The organism is Actinokineospora bangkokensis (genome assembly GCF_001940455.1).
GTDB lineage: Bacteria > Actinomycetota > Actinomycetes > Mycobacteriales > Pseudonocardiaceae > Actinokineospora > Actinokineospora bangkokensis.
In genome coordinates, this window is sequence record NZ_MKQR01000007.1 from 514,541 (window position 1) to 529,164 (window position 14,624).

13 protein-coding genes and 1 tRNA gene are annotated in these 14,624 nt (G+C 71.1%); 11 read left to right on the plus strand and 3 right to left on the minus strand.

What is annotated here, in order from left to right; translation table 11 throughout:
- Positions 1–684, plus strand: a 684-nt coding sequence (locus tag BJP25_RS06725) for an HAD hydrolase-like protein (RefSeq protein ID WP_075973871.1), incomplete at its 5' end; no start/stop codon positions are given.
- 20 nt (positions 685–704) lie between these two features.
- On the opposite strand, the gene BJP25_RS06730 is transcribed toward BJP25_RS06725, so the two are convergent.
- Together BJP25_RS06730 and BJP25_RS06740 are read right to left on the minus strand one after the other, a co-directional pair.
- Positions 705–983: a hypothetical protein gene (locus BJP25_RS06730; RefSeq protein ID WP_075973872.1), complete on the minus strand. Its 279-nt coding sequence runs from the start codon at positions 981–983 to the stop codon at positions 705–707.
- A gap of 342 nt (positions 984–1,325) precedes the next feature.
- A tRNA-Leu gene (locus tag BJP25_RS06740) sits at positions 1,326–1,399 on the minus strand.
- A gap of 150 nt (positions 1,400–1,549) precedes the next feature.
- Between BJP25_RS06740 and BJP25_RS06745 the strand changes: the two genes are divergently transcribed.
- The 7 genes from BJP25_RS06745 (at position 1,550) to BJP25_RS06775 (ending at position 9,750) form a co-directional block, all read left to right on the plus strand.
- Positions 1,550–2,152 (plus strand): ANTAR domain-containing response regulator, encoded by a 603-nt coding sequence (locus BJP25_RS06745; protein WP_075973874.1) that lies wholly within the window; start codon positions 1,550–1,552, stop codon positions 2,150–2,152.
- Positions 2,153–2,776: 624 nt separating this feature from the next.
- Complete coding sequence (locus BJP25_RS06750) at positions 2,777–3,004, plus strand: hypothetical protein (protein ID WP_075973875.1); 228 nt, start codon at positions 2,777–2,779, stop codon at positions 3,002–3,004.
- A 1,197-nt stretch (positions 3,005–4,201) separates the two neighbouring features.
- Positions 4,202–5,431 (plus strand): branched-chain amino acid ABC transporter substrate-binding protein, encoded by a 1,230-nt coding sequence (locus tag BJP25_RS06755; protein ID WP_075973876.1) that lies wholly within the window; start codon positions 4,202–4,204, stop codon positions 5,429–5,431.
- 86 nt (positions 5,432–5,517) lie between these two features.
- Positions 5,518–6,435: a branched-chain amino acid ABC transporter permease gene (locus tag BJP25_RS06760; RefSeq protein ID WP_075973877.1), complete on the plus strand. Its 918-nt coding sequence runs from the start codon at positions 5,518–5,520 to the stop codon at positions 6,433–6,435.
- On the plus strand, positions 6,432–8,183 hold the full coding sequence (locus BJP25_RS06765) for a branched-chain amino acid ABC transporter permease (protein ID WP_075973878.1): 1,752 nt from the start codon (positions 6,432–6,434) through the stop codon (positions 8,181–8,183). Before BJP25_RS06760 ends, BJP25_RS06765 begins: the two co-directional genes overlap by 4 nt.
- Positions 8,180–9,037 (plus strand): ABC transporter ATP-binding protein, encoded by an 858-nt coding sequence (locus BJP25_RS06770; protein WP_075973879.1) that lies wholly within the window; start codon positions 8,180–8,182, stop codon positions 9,035–9,037. Before BJP25_RS06765 ends, BJP25_RS06770 begins: the two co-directional genes overlap by 4 nt.
- Positions 9,034–9,750: an ABC transporter ATP-binding protein gene (locus tag BJP25_RS06775; RefSeq protein WP_075973880.1), complete on the plus strand. Its 717-nt coding sequence runs from the start codon at positions 9,034–9,036 to the stop codon at positions 9,748–9,750. The genes BJP25_RS06770 and BJP25_RS06775 overlap by 4 nt, the downstream gene beginning before the upstream one ends.
- Before the next feature lie 56 nt (positions 9,751–9,806).
- On the opposite strand, the gene BJP25_RS06780 is transcribed toward BJP25_RS06775, so the two are convergent.
- Positions 9,807–10,241, minus strand: a complete 435-nt coding sequence (locus BJP25_RS06780; RefSeq protein WP_075973881.1) for a hotdog fold thioesterase — start codon at positions 10,239–10,241, stop codon at positions 9,807–9,809.
- 72 nt (positions 10,242–10,313) lie between these two features.
- Here BJP25_RS06780 and polA point away from each other — a divergent pair, with 72 nt between their 5' ends.
- The 3 genes from polA (at position 10,314) to BJP25_RS06795 (ending at position 14,590) form a co-directional block, all read left to right on the plus strand.
- A complete protein-coding gene (polA, locus tag BJP25_RS06785; RefSeq protein ID WP_198943364.1) occupies positions 10,314–13,046 on the plus strand; it encodes a DNA polymerase I in 2,733 nt (910 codons plus the stop codon).
- A gap of 355 nt (positions 13,047–13,401) precedes the next feature.
- Positions 13,402–14,025: a 5,6-dimethylbenzimidazole synthase gene (bluB, locus tag BJP25_RS06790; RefSeq protein WP_075973882.1), complete on the plus strand. Its 624-nt coding sequence runs from the start codon at positions 13,402–13,404 to the stop codon at positions 14,023–14,025.
- A 55-nt stretch (positions 14,026–14,080) separates the two neighbouring features.
- Positions 14,081–14,590, plus strand: coding sequence for a Rossmann-fold NAD(P)-binding domain-containing protein (locus BJP25_RS06795; protein WP_075973883.1), 510 nt, complete (start codon positions 14,081–14,083; stop codon positions 14,588–14,590).
- Positions 14,591–14,624: the final 34 nt, after the last annotated feature.

Here is a 14,624-nt window from a genome sequence, read left to right on the forward strand (position 1 = left end):
CTGCTGGAGACTCGCGGTGTCGGCAGCAGGTTGTCCGCGCAAGCGTTCAGATCCGTGGCCGGTAAAGACCAGGCTCAGTTCGCGGTCATCAGTGGTCGGACTGAATTCCAAATCATGCGAGACAATCTCGCCTTGAACGACGTCGACTGCGGGGATCACAACGTTCGCGCTTACGCGGAAGCTTTGGTTGAGCAGTATGAAGGTCATCGGCACGACCTGGCGACAGTGGGGCGTGTCCTTCCCGGCGTGCAGGAGACCCTAGATGCCGTGTCGCGACTGCCCTGGGTGCTGCAATCTGTCCTGACAGGCAATCTGCGACGGGTGGCTGAGGTGAAGTTGGAGACTTTCGGTCTCGCCAGCACGTTCGACCTGCAACTCGGATCGTACGGAGATGACGCCGATGAGCGGGCCGACCTGGTTCAGATTGCTCGGCAGCGCGCGGAAGAGGCAACCGGTGCAAGATTCCCAGGTGCTCGGACGGTCCTGATCGGGGACACGGAGAACGATGTGCACGCTGCCCTGGCCGCCGGTGCGTCAGTGGTCGGCGTGGCGACTGGCTCAACGTCTCTGGAGCAGTTGACGAGTGCTGGTGCACACGCGGTGCTCGACGGCTTGACGCCGTCATCCGTTACGGGGGTACTGACGAGCATCGCCGGGCAAGCCGACGCGGTTGAGGGCGGGTGATCCAACGGAGTGACGCTAGCTCAAGAAGGTGTGGAGAGTTCGAGCCCCGCGGTCATGGTGAGGAAGGCGCCCAACAGGAGCGCTGGCTCGGCTGGTAGTTCGCGGGCGCGCCCGAGGTTGGTGGAGGCGGCGAGCACGGTCCAGCTGAGGAGTTGGCTGGCGAGCAGTGTGGGCCAGCTGAGGTAGGCGGTTGCGGTGGCGAGGACGGCGGCGAGCTTGATGTCGCCTGCTTCCAGGCCGGACTGGGTGACGAGGCTGAGGGTCAGGTAGGCGGCGGTGGTGCAGGTTGATCCGAGCACAGCTCTTCCGAGTGCCTCCTACGTTGAGGCTGTGACTGCCGTGGACGTGACGCATCCGAGGACGCCGACGTACCTGCTCGACACCCTGCCCCACCTGGCGGCCAACCTGCACCGCGCACCCGCCGCCCTGCTCGACAGGCTGTTCACCCTGACCCAGCTGACCGTGCACATCCACCACAGCACCCACCAGGCCACCATCAGCGCCGTCCTGCCCGCCGAGAACCACCCGATCGGGGACATCGGCCATCGCATCGCTCAACACACAGCCCCGGTCATAGGCGTCTGCGCGACCACGGCGAACACGGGGAATGCGCAGGTGACGGGCATTGTGCAAGCAGGGAGTGCCCCCGGTGCGATTCGAACGCACACTGGACGGATTTTGAGTCCGCTGCCTCTGCCGGTTGGGCTACGGGGGCGTGCGGGGGTGGACTCTACGCGATCGCCGGGGGGAGGGGCGGGAGCGGGTTGGGTGTCAGCGCGATCACGTCCTCGGGGCGGCGGTGGGGGGTTGGGCGGCGGTAAGCTGCAAGCTCGGTTTCGCTCGCACTAGTCATTGGAGGACCCCGGTGACCGACCTGGCTGCCGAGGCCCAGCAGGCCCCGACTCGGCGGGTGCTCGTTGCGGAGGATGAGGCGCTCATCCGGCTCGACCTCGTGGAGATGCTGCGCGAGGAGGGGTACGAGGTCGCGGGGGAGGCCGGGGACGGCGAGGAGGCCGTGCGGCTGGCGGGGGAGCTGCGGCCGGACCTGGTGATCATGGACGTGAAGATGCCGAGGATGGACGGCATCGACGCGGCGACCTCGATCGCGAAGGACCGGATCGCGCCGGTGGTGATGCTGACGGCGTTCTCGCAGCGGGACCTGGTGGAGCGGGCGCGGGACGCGGGGGCGATGGCGTACCTGGTCAAGCCGTTCGCCAAGCACGACCTGGTGCCCGCGATCGAGCTGGCGGTGAGCCGGTTCTCGGAGCTGAGCGCGCTGGAGCAGGAGGTCGCCGGGCTGACCGAGCGGCTGGAGACGCGCAAGGTCATCGAGCGGGCCAAGGGGCTGCTGATGACCAAGCAGGGGTTGTCCGAGCCGGAGGCGTTCCGGTGGATCCAGCGCACGGCGATGGACCGGCGGACGACGATGAAGGCCGTCGCCGAGGCCGTGGTGGAGAACATCACCTGATCACCCCAGGGTGAACTCGCGGTCGGCCCGGGTGGTCGTGCCGTCCACACCGGACACGCGCACGCGCAGGGTGTGCTTGCCCTGCGCGAAGCCGGTGAGCGCGAGCGGCACGGCGTAGGTGCCGCCCCCCCCGGGCCGCCCAGTGCGGTCGGGACGCCCAGGGCCTGCCTGCCGTCCACCTCCAGTTCCCAGCCGTCCACGCCCGCGCTCGACCCGGTGGCCCAGGACGCCGCCGCGCCGTCGACCCGGACGGTGACCAGCAGGCGGCCGGGGGCGACCTGCGGCACCGCGCCCGGTAGTTGCGCACCCGAGGCGTCACCCAGGGTGATCGTGGGCTGGGGGAGGGGGTCCACGCCGGGCCTGCGGTCGTTCGAGCGGGCCTGCGGCTGGGCTGCTTGTGGCGCCGCGTCCGCCTCCGCGTAGACCTCCTGCACGACGGTGCCGTCGCCGGGGGAGGCGGAGCGGATCACCAGTGGGGTCAGGGTTTGTGCGCCCAGTAGTGTCGAAGGAAGATCACCCGATGCGGTTAGGTAACCACTGGCTGTCGGCAAGGCTGGGGTGAGCGGCACCTGCACCTGCCCGATCTGGGCGACCAACGTGCCCGGGTCGAGCCCGGTTCCTGCCGTGAGCGTGACGACGAGGCGAGCCGAGCGCGAGCCGAGCAGGGGCGAGCGGGTGGGGAAGCCGCCTGCGGGCAGCGGGTCGGCGGTCGACAGCACGCGCCGGGTGGTGGGGTTGACCGGGACCTCGACGACCGCGGGCACGGCGACGACCGGGCCGGTGAAGCCCGCGGCGACGAGGTGGACGCGGCTGTGCTGGCCCTGGGGCCCGCGCATCGACACCACGGGGTAGGCCTGCGCCCAACCCGCGGGGGTCGATGAGGTGGCCACGGTGCGCCCGTCCTGCGACACCTCCACGCCCTGCGGGGTCAGCACCACCTCGAACCGGGTCGCCACGCCCGCGCCGCGCAGCGGTGCCTCCCGCACGGGGCCGTCGCCGATGCGGACGCCCTGGTCGTCGACCACCACGCGCAGGGCGCCGGGGGTGCCGGGGGCCACCCGGTCGACGCGGCCGGGCACCAGGTCGACCGTGAGCCTGCCGCCGGGGCCGGCGGCGTCGGTGAGCAGGGCGAACCTGGCGTTGCCGCCCTCGACCACCAGGGGGCGCGGGGCGCGCAGCACCGCTTCGTCGGCGCCGCAGCCCAGCACGACGGGCAGGCCCCGCTCGCCCTCGGCGGGCGCGCCGACGTCGACGCACCCGGGGTAGCCCAGCACGTGCCAGCCGGTGTTGCGACCGCCGGGGAACTCGTCGAGCAGCCCCGTCAGCCCGGCGCGCCACCCCGCCTGCTCCGCTCCCGCGGCGGCTCGCACCACGGCGGGGTCCGAGCGCCTGCCGAAAGCATCCACAGAGCGGACTTCCGCCGTGAAATTCACACCATCGGGTAATCCGGTGAACTCGGTCGAGGGTGCTGTGACCAACCGGGTGCGTTCACCGAGGCGCACCTCGTACCCCGCCGCACCCGGCGGCGCGGCGCCCCCGGGAACCGCCCCGGCCCAATCCAAGCGAATGCGACCGGGCCCGGGGAACGCCACCAGGCCGGTCGGCGGCCGCGGTTCGGCAACCGGTTCCGGCGATATCACGAAATCGGAGTGGTAGCGCTGGACGCGGTCGGGCGCTGTCCGTTCGACCGGTTCCCGCTGCCCGTTTTCCCCGTCGACGCGCAGCACCGCGACCGCGGCCGCGAGCAGCCCCGCGCCGATCACCACGGCCGCCGCCCGCCTGCTCTTCCGCACGTCGGCCACGGTAGGCGGCCCACCACTCCCGGTGCGGGACCCGTTCCCAGACAGCGCGGGAACACTCCGGGAATTCAGCGTTCCGTCCGGCGAGCGAACAAGTGGACACCCATTCGGTTGCAGTCTGATCACGAGGTCGCCCGGTGCGTGACTCCGCTGCCCGGGGTCATTAGCTTCACCCCAGCCCGCCAACAGGCCGGGCTGCGCCCGGAACGGCTCGCGCGAGCGGTCCGGGTGGATCGAGAAGGGACCTCACGTGCGTAACCTGACGGTGAAGGCCACGGCGTTGGTCGCGGGCGCGCTGCTGCTCGCTGCCTGTGGCACGAACAAGACCGAGTCCAACGGGTCCGCCGCCGGGGGCGCGGGCAGCTGCGACACCAGCAAGGGCACCCTGGTGCTCGGGCTCGTCTCGCCGCTGACCGGCGAGCTGTCGGCGCTGGGCAAGGGCATCCAGAACTCCGCCGACCTCGCGGTCAAGCAGGCCAACGAGAAGTGCGCCATCAAGGGCTACAAGATCGCCCTGCAGGCCGAGGACGACGAGAAGAACCCGCAGAAGGGCGCCCAGGCGGCCACCAAGCTGTCCCAGGACGCGAACCTCATCGGCGTCGTCGGCCCGCTGAACTCCTCGGTCGGCCAGTCCATCCAGCCCATCCTGGCGCAGAAGAGCATCGTCGAGGTCTCCCCGGCCAACACGAGCGACTCGCTGACCAAGGGCGACAACCCGGCCTCCCCGAAGCGGCCGTACCCGACCTACTTCCGCACCTGCACCGTCGACTCGCTGCAGGGCCCCTACGCGGCGGACTTCCTGGTCTCCAAGCAGGGCAAGAAGAAGATCGCCATCGTCACCGACGGCCTGACCTACGGCGAGGGCCTGGCCACCGCCTTCGCCGAGAAGGCCCAGTCGCTCGGCGCCACCGTCGTCACCCGCCAGAAGGTCGGCGAGAAGGACACCGACTTCTCCAGCGTGATCGACACCATCAAGCCGCAGGCCCCCGACGCGGTGTACTTCGGCGGCCAGTACCCGCAGGCCGGTCCGTTCTCCAAGCAGCTCAAGGACAAGGGCCTCAACATCCCGGTCATGGGCGGCGACGGCATCTTCGACCAGAAGTACATCGACCTGGGCGGCAAGGAGGGCGACTACGCCACCTCCGTCGGCGCGCCGACCGAGGAGCTCGACAGCGCCAAGGCGTTCGTCGACGCCTACACCGCCGCGGGCTACAAGGAGGCCTTCGCCGCCTACGGCGCGTTCTCCTACGACGCCGCCAACGCCATCATCGGCTCGGTGGCCACCGCCCTCAACGGCGGTGACTGGAGCGCCGACAAGCGCGCCGACGTGCTCTCCGCGATGGCCAAGTACAACGGCCAGGGCGCGACCGGCAGCATCTCCTTCGACGAGTTCGGCGACAGCACCAACAAGGTCCTGACCGTCTACAGCGTCTCCGGCGGCAAGTGGGTCTCGGCCCAGACCGGCACCTACAACGGCTGACCCGACGGCACAACCGGTCCACGAGACCAGGACACACACGGTGGGGGTGGGCGAACAGCCCACCCCCACCGCGTACGGAGGTAGATGTGACGACGCTGTTGCAGCAGATTGCCAACGGCATCGCCTTGGGAGCCACGATCGGGCTGATCGCCCTCGGCTACACGATGGTGTACGGCATCATCCAGCTCATCAACTTCGCCCACGGCGAGGTCTTCATGGTCGGCGCCTTCGGCGGCCTGGCCGTGTACCGGTGGCTCCTGCCCGCCTCGTGGCGGGACGACTGGTACGTCTCCCTGCCGCTGATGATCATCGGCGGCATGGTCGTGTCGGTGGTGGTCGCGCTGGTCATGGAGCGCTTCGCCTACCGGCCCCTGCGCGGCGGGTCCCGGCTCGCCCCGCTCATCACCGCGCTGGGCGTCTCGATCGTCCTGCAGGAGGCCATCCGGATCTTCTACCCGGACGCCGACGCCGCCCAGCCCTTCCCCAAGGCCTTCGTCAACGCCCAGATCGGCATCGGCGGGGTCAGCATCCGCGCCTCGCAGCTGCTGCTGATCGTGGTGTCGATCGTGCTGTCGCTGGTCCTGCAGACCTACATCAACCGCTCGAAGATGGGCCGGGCGATGCGGGCCACCGCGCAGGACCCGGACACCGCCCGGCTGATGGGCATCAACCCCAACCGGGTGATCGTGCTGACGTTCCTGCTCGGCGCGGCCCTCGCGGGCGTGGCGGGCGTGCTCTACGGCGTCGACATCACCAACGTCGACAACTCGATCGGCTTCCAGAACGGCATCTTCGCCTTCACCGCCGCCGTCCTCGGCGGCATCGGCAGCCTGCGCGGGGCGGTCGTCGGCGCGTTCATCATCGGCCTGATCAAGACACTCGGCGGGCAGTACATGCCCGGCGGGACCCAGTACGACTACGTCTGGATCTTCGTCGTGCTGATCCTGGTCCTGGTCTTCCGACCGCAGGGCCTGTTCGGCGAGGCCGAGAGGGTGCGCGCGTGACCAAGAACAGCAAGCTGACCCTGCCGAGCTCGCTCGGCACCCCGTTCACCGCCGCCGGTGGTGTGCTCGCGATCGTCGCGGCGCTGCTGCCCTGGGTGACCTTCCAGTTCAACGACGGGTTCTACCCGGCCCAGGCCACCCTGCAGTTCTTCGACGCGCCGTTCGCCCTGGAGGGCTACCGGCTGCACGTGCAGCTGCTCGGCCTGGCCGCGGTGGTGCTGACCTTCGTCACCCGCATCCCCGGCCGGGTGCGCGCGATCCGCGCGCTGGGCTGGGGCGTGCTGGCGATCTCGCTGATCAGCGCCATCTTCATGACCCGCGCGGGCGGTGGCCTCGGCGCCATCACCGCCGCGGACGGCGTCACCGCCTTCGGCTCCGTCGTCGGCGTGGTCGCCGGTGCCCTCATCGTGCTGGGCGCGCAGGCCACCGGTGTCTCCGAGGTGCCGCACTACACCACCGAGGTGCCCGTCTGGGTGGCCTACCTGTCGCTGCTCGTCGCGTTCGCGGGCGTGCTGTGGCTGGTGGCGAGCATGCTCACCGCGGGCGGCACCGGCGGCGCGGCCAACCCGTACGCCGGTCCGATCTTCCTGGCGTTCCTGGGCATGGCCGGCGGCCTGCTCGGCGCGCTGAGCGGGTTGGGCGCGGCGCGCTGGGTGTCGGCGCTGTCCGAGCGGCACCGGGCGTTCTCCATCGTCGTGCTGGTGCTCTGCGCGGTGGCGCTGCCGCTGACCGACGCGGGCACCGAGTACTGGATGACGGTGGCGACCACCATCGGCGTGTACGCGGCCACCGCCATCGGCCTCAACATCGTCGTCGGCCTCGCGGGCCTGCTCGACCTCGGGTACGTGGCGTTCATGGGCATCGGCGCGTTCGTCGCGGCGAACCTGTCCGGCGCGGTCTCGGCCGGGCTCGGCTGGTACGTGCCGTTCCCGGTGGCGGCGCTGATCGCGGCGGTCATCGCCGGTGTCATCGGCGCCATCGTCGGCTCCCCGACGCTGCGCGTGCGCGGTGACTACCTGGCGATCGTGACGCTGGCCTTCGGTGAGATCTTCACCCGGTCCGCGCAGAACGACATCGGCGGCCTGACCGGCGGCTCCAACGCCATCCCGGGCATCCCCGAGGTCTCCATCGGCAACACCGCGTTCAACCAGGCGATCACCGTCTTCGGCGTGGAGCTGCCCGGCGGCGTGCTGTACTACTTCCTCATCGTGCTGGTCGTCGGCCTCATCATGGCGGTGTTCGCCAACCTCAAGGCCAGCCGCATCGGCCGCGCGTGGATCGCCATCCGCGAGGACGAGGACGCCGCCAGGGCCATGGGCATCATGACCGGCAAGGCCAAGATCCTCGCCTTCCTCGCCGGGGCCACCCTGGCGGGCCTGGCGGGCGCGATCTTCGCCCACAAGCTCACCCTGGCCTCCTACGACAGCTTCAAGTTCCTGGAGTCGGTCACCCTGCTCGCCGCGGTCATCCTCGGCGGCATGGGCACCATCCCCGGCGCGGTGCTCGGCGCCTCGCTGCTGTTCGTGCTGCCGGAGAAGCTGCGCGAGTTCAACGACGCCCGGCTGCTGATCTTCGGCCTCGCGCTCATCCTGATCATGCGGTTCCGGCCGCAGGGCCTGGTGCCCGACCGGGTGCGGCGGGCGGAACTGGCGGGGGAGACCGCCGACGGCAAGTCGATCGAGGAAGAGGAGGAGCAGGTCGTGGCAGAGCACGAGCCGCTGGCCCCGCCGAAGGGGGGCACGGCGTGACCGCGTTCGCCCACGAGGCGGCCCCCCGGCCCGCCGTGCTGCAGGCCCAGGGCGTCACCATGGTCTTCGGTGGCCTCACCGCGCTCAACGACGTCTCGCTCACCCTGGAGGAGGGCCAGATCGTCGGCCTGATCGGGCCGAACGGCGCGGGCAAGACGACCTTCTTCAACTGCCTCACCGGCCTGTACACCCCGACCCGCGGCCGGGTGCTGCTGGACGGGTCGGTCATGCCGAACGACCCCGCGCACGTGACCATCGCCGGGGTGGCCAGGACCTTCCAGAACATCCGGCTGTTCCCGAACATGACGGTGCTGGAGAACGTCATGGTCGGGCGGCACAGCCGGATGAAGCAGGACCCGGTGTCGACGCTGCTGCGGCTGCCCGCGTTCAAGCGCGGGGAGGCCGCGGCCAGGGAGCGCTCGCGCGAGCTGCTGGAGTTCGTCGGGCTCACCCGCTCGGAGAACGAGGTCGCGCGCAACCTGCCCTACGGCGACCAGCGCAGGCTGGAGATCGCCCGCGCGCTGGCCACCGACCCGAAGGTGCTGCTGCTCGACGAGCCGACCGCGGGCATGAACCCGCAGGAGACCGAGGCCACCCGGCAGCTGATCTTCGCGATCCGCGAGTCCGGGGTGTCGGTCGTGGTCATCGAGCACGACATCAAGTTCATCTTCAGCCTGTGCGACCGGGTCTGCGTGCTGGTCCAGGGCGAGCTGCTGGTGGAGGGCTCGCCGGAGGTCGTCCGGGCCGACCCGCGGGTCATCGAGGCCTACCTGGGCAAACCGCCGGAGGAGGTCGAGGCCGAGGTGCGCGAGGCGGCCGCGGCGGTCGAGCACGACAAGGGGGAGCGGTCATGAGCCCGATGCTGGAGGTCTCCGGCCTCAGCGTCGCCTACGGCGCCATCGAGGCGGTGCGCGACGTGTCGTTCGTGGTCGAGGAGGGGCAGATCGTCAGCCTCATCGGCGCGAACGGCGCGGGCAAGACGACCACCCTGCGCACCGTGTCCGGCCTGCTCAAGCCCCGCGCGGGCACGGTGAAGCTGGAGGGCAGGGAGATCTCCGGCCTGCCCGCGCACACCGTGCTCAACCTGGGCATCGCGCACTGCCCGGAGGGCCGCCGCACCTTCGGGCGGATGACGGTCGAGGAGAACCTGCAGCTCGGCGCCTACACCCGCGACGACGACGCGGCCGTGCAGGCGGACATGAAGAACGTCTACGAGCTGTTCCCCGTCCTCGGCGAGCGCCGCCACCAGAAGGCGGGGCTGTTCTCCGGCGGCGAGCAGCAGATGCTCGCCATCGGCCGGGCGATGATGTCGCGACCGCGCCTGCTCATGCTCGACGAGCCCTCGATGGGCCTGTCCCCGATCATGACCCAGCGCATCTTCGACACCATCAAGGAGTTGCAGTCCCAGGGCACCACCATCCTGCTCGTCGAGCAGAACGCCCTGGCCGCGCTGGCCCTGTCCGACCGCGGGTACGTGATCGACCTCGGCGCCACGACCCTCGACGGGCCGGGCACCGAGCTCCTCGCCGACGAGCGCGTCCGCTCGGCGTACCTGGGCGAGGACTGACAGCACCACCGGTGCCGGGAGGCCCGCCACCCGCCAGGGGTGGCGGGCCTCCCGCGTCACCTGGCGCCCGGCGCCTTGTCCACCGCGACGCAGGTCAGCCGCGCCGTGCACGTCCGCTTGCCCGCGCCGTCGGTCACCACGATCTCGAACGTGGAGGTGCTGCGCCCGAGGTGCAGCGGCGTGCACACCGCCGTCACCACCCCGTCGCGCGCCGCGCGGTGGTGCGTGCAGGACAGCTCCAGGCCGACGACGACCTTGCCCTCCGGGGCGTTGAGCGCGGCCCCGATCGACCCCAGCGTCTCGGCCAGCACCGCGTTCGCCCCGCCGTGCAGCAGCCCGTACGGCTGGAGGTTGCCCGCGACCGGCATGGTCGCCACGAGCCTGTCCTTGGTCCAGTCGGTGACCTCGATGCCCAGCTTGTCCGCGAGGAGCTGGTCGGCGACCTCCGGGAGGACCCCGGGCAGCTTGGACGGGTCGGCGGTGCTGGTCATGGGCCCTCCTGACGGGTGACGCGGCCCCCGGCGCTCACGGGGCTGTCGGTGGCCCACCCTAGACTCGCCGACGTGCCCGCCAAGACGCAGACCCGCCCCACCCGCACGCAGACCGCCGCCCGCCGCCTCCTGCTCATCGATGGGCACTCGATGGCGTACCGGGCCTTCTTCGCCCTGCCCAAGGAGAACTTCCAGACCGGCACGGGCCAGCACACCAACGCCGTCTACGGCTTCACCTCGATGCTGATCAACCTGCTGCGCGACGAGGCGCCCACCCACCTGGCGGTGTGCTTCGACGTGTCCAGGCAGACCTTCCGCAGCGAGGCCTACGCCGAGTACAAGGCCAACCGGTCCTCCAGCCCGGACGAGTTCCGCGGCCAGGTCAGCCTGATCAAGGACGTGCTGGGGGCGCTGAACATCCCCACCCTGGAGAAGGACCAGTACGAGGCCGACGACCTCATCGCCACGCTGACCACCTCGGCCACCGCCGACGGCATGGACGTGTCCATCTGCACCGGCGACCGCGACGCCCTGCAGCTGGTCAACGACAAGGTCACCGTGCTCTACCCGGTCAAGGGCGTCTCCGAGCTGGCCAGGTTCACCCCGGACGCGGTGCAGGAGAAGTACGGGGTCAGCCCGACCCAGTACCCGGACTTCGCCGCGCTGCGCGGCGACCCCAGCGACAACCTGCCCAAGATCCCGGGCGTGGGCGAGAAGACGATCACCAAGTGGATGCAGCAGTTCGGCTCGCTCGGTGCGCTGATCGACCGGGTGGACGAGGTCAAGGGCAAGGTCGGCGACGCGCTGCGGGCGAACCTGGCCAACGTCCAGCTCAACCGCCAGCTCACCGAGCTGGTCCGGGACGTCCCGCTGGAGCTGGGCCCGGCCGACCTGGCGGTGCGCGACTGGGACCGGGACGCGGTGCACCGGCTGTTCGACGAGCTGGAGTTCCGGGTGCTGCGCGACCGGCTGTTCCAGACGCTGAGCACCGCCGAGCCGGAGGCCGAGGAGGGCTTCGAGGTCAGCGGCGGCGCGCTGGAGCCCGGTGAGCTGGGGGAGTGGCTGGCCCGGCACGCCCCGGCGGGCACCCGCATCGGCCTGGCGTTCCGCGAGGTCTCCACCGGGGTGTCCGGGCAGGCGGTGGAGCTGCGCTCGGTGGCGCTGGCGACCGCGGCGGGGATCGGCGCCTTCGTCGACGTCACCGCGATCACCGAGGAGGACGAGACCGCGTTCAGCGCGTGGCTGGCCGACCCGGAGATGGTCAAGCTCGGCCACGACGTGAAGCGGTCGCTGCACGCCGTGCGCCACCGCGGCTGGGAGCTGCACGGCCTGGCCACCGACACCGCGCTGGCGGCGTACCTGGTGCGCCCGGGGCAGCGCACGTTCACCCTCGACGACCTGGTGCTGCGCTACCTCAAGCGCGAGCTGCGGGTGGAGGAGGCCGACGGCCAGCAGCAGCTGTCGCTGCTGGACGAGGAGGGCGACGACGAGCGCAAGGTCGCCGCGGGGGAGATCCTGCGCGCCAGGGCGATCGCGGAGCTGGCCGACGCGCTGGACGCGGCGCTGCGCGACACCGGTCAGCTGGAGCTGCTGCACGAGATGGAGCTGCCGCTGCTGCGGGTGCTCGCGGAGCTGGAGACCGAGGGCATCGCGGTCGACGTCGACCGGCTCGAGGAGCTGGAGGCGGAGTTCGGCGCCCGGGTGCGCGCGGCCGAGCGGGCGGCCTTCGACGTGATCGGCAAGGAGATCAACCTCGGCTCGCCCAAGCAGCTGCAGGTGGTGCTGTTCGACGAGCTGCAGATGCCCAAGACCAAGCGCACCAAGACCGGCTACACCACCGACGCCGAGGCGCTGACCACCCTCTACGAGCAGACCGAGCACCCGTTCCTCAAGCACATGCTCGAGCACCGCGACGCCACCCGGCTGCGGGTGACGGTCGAGGGCCTGATCAAGTCGGTCTCCGACGACGGCCGCATCCACACCACGTTCAACCAGACGATCGCCGCCACCGGCAGGCTGTCGTCCACCGAGCCGAACCTGCAGAACATCCCGATCCGCACCGAGGCGGGCCGCACCATCCGCGACGCCTTCGTCGTCGGCCGGGGCCACGAGTCGCTGCTGACCGCCGACTACAGCCAGATCGAGATGCGGATCATGGCCCACCTGTCCGAGGACGCCGCGCTCATCGAGGCGTTCAACTCCGGCTTCGACTTCCACGCCGCCACCGCCGCCCGCGTGTTCGGCGTCGACCCCACCTCGGTCACCGGCGAGCAGCGCGCCAAGATCAAGGCGATGAACTACGGCCTGGCCTACGGCCTGTCCGCCTACGGCCTGTCCCAGCAGCTGCGCATCTCCACCGAGGAGGCGCGCGCCCTGATGGAGGACTACTTCCAGGGCTTCGGCGGCGTCCGCGACTACCTCCACCAGGTCGTCGAGCGCGCCCGCAAGGAGGGCTACACCGCCACCATCTTCGGCCGCAGGCGCTACCTGCCCGACCTCACCAGCGACAACCGCCAACGCCGCGAGATGGCCGAGCGCATGGCGCTCAACGCCCCCATCCAGGGCAGCGCCGCCGACATCATCAAGGTCGCCATGCTCAACGTCCAGCGCGAACTGAAGAAGCAGCGCCTCAACACCAAGGTCCTCCTCCAGGTCCACGACGAACTCGTCCTCGACGTCGCCCCCGGGGAGCGGGACCAGGCCGAGCACCTCGTCCGCGAGCAGATGGCGGGCGCCTTCAAGCTCCACGTCCCCCTGGACGTCTCCGTGGGCTTCGGCTCCACTTGGAACCAAGCCGCCCACTGACGGGGAACAGGCCCCACCCACCACACCGGACCCGCGCAGCAGGCGCAGCCCAGTCGGGCGTCCCGCTGCGAGGGAAAGGCGACCACCCCGCGAAGCTGGCCCGGACAGCGGGCTCTGCCCGGTTGGGTGGATTCGCTTGGTCGGGGTAGGCGATCATGTGCTACCCAACGGGACGGGCGGGCGTCTTTTCAGCCCGCCTTTTCCCGCCCGCAGCGCATGATCGCCGTAGGGGCCCCGACCAAGCGGATCCACTCAACCGGGCCACCCACGAAAGCCCCCGAACCCCCAGACGAAACCACGCCGCTCTCCAACCACCCAGCACCACGCCCGGAGAGCTGACCTACACTCACTTTCCGTGGACTTCTACGACGTCGTGCAGCGGCGCAGGGACGTGCGCGCCGAGTTCACCGGCGAGCCCGTCGACGACGCCGTGCTGCACCGGGTGCTCTCCGCCGCCCACCACGCGCCCAGCGTGGGGATGACCCAGCCGTGGGACTTCATCCTGGTGCGCGACGTGGGCACCCGGGCCGCCTTCCGGGAGCACGTGCTGGCCGAGCGGGCCGCGTTCGCCGCCACGCTGAGCGGGGAGCGGGCGCGGACGTTCGACCGGATCAAGGTCGAGGGCATCCTGGAGTCCACCCTGTCGGTCGTGGTCGGGTACGACCCGACGCGCGGGTCGCCCGCGGTGTTGGGGCGGCACGCCATCGCCGACGCCGGGCTGTACTCGTCGGTGCTGGCCATCCAGAACCTGTGGCTGGCGGCGACCGCCGAGGGCCTGGGCGTGGGCTGGGTCAGCTTCTACCGCGAGGAGCACCTGCGCGACCTGCTCGGCATGCCCGCGCACGTCCGCCCGGTGGCGTGGCTGTGCCTGGGCCCGGTGCGCCGGTTGCAGGAGGTCCCGGACCTGGAGCGGCACGGCTGGCGCGCGCGGGTCCCCCTGGCCGAGGTGCTGCACGAGGAGCGCTACACCGCCCGCTGAGGTGTGAACGGCGCCGATGCCGGGTATGCCCGTTCCGTCGAAGGGAGACGAGGGCATGCGCGCACTGGTGATCGGCGGCACCGGACTCCTCAGCGGCACGGCGGCGGCGCTGGCCGGGGACGGCTGGCAGGTGGTGCTGCCCAGCCGCCGCCCCGACCCGGCCACCACCGGCGACCTGGACGTCCGCTGGGTCCCGGCCAACTGGTCGGCCCCGGACCCCGACCTGCCCCGCCGCATCACCGCCGCCCTCGGCGGCCCCGCCGACCTGCTCGTGGTCTGGGCGCACGACGGCCTGCACGGCGCCATGGCAGAGACCGTGAGCCCCCTCCTGGCCGACGGCGCCCCCGTCGTGGAGGTGCACCGCGGCACGTCCCTGCACGTCGAGGACCTGCCCGGCCACCCCACCCACCAGGTGCTGCTCGGCGTCCTCGGGTACGCGGGCCGCACCCGCTGGCTCACCGACGCCGAGACCACCGAGGCCATCCTCGCCACCGTGGAGAGCGCCACCTCCGGCAGGCTCCCCGGCATCCACCAGATCGGCCTACCGCACCTCCTGGCGTCCTGACACGCACGGGCCGGCCCACTCACCCAGCGGGGTC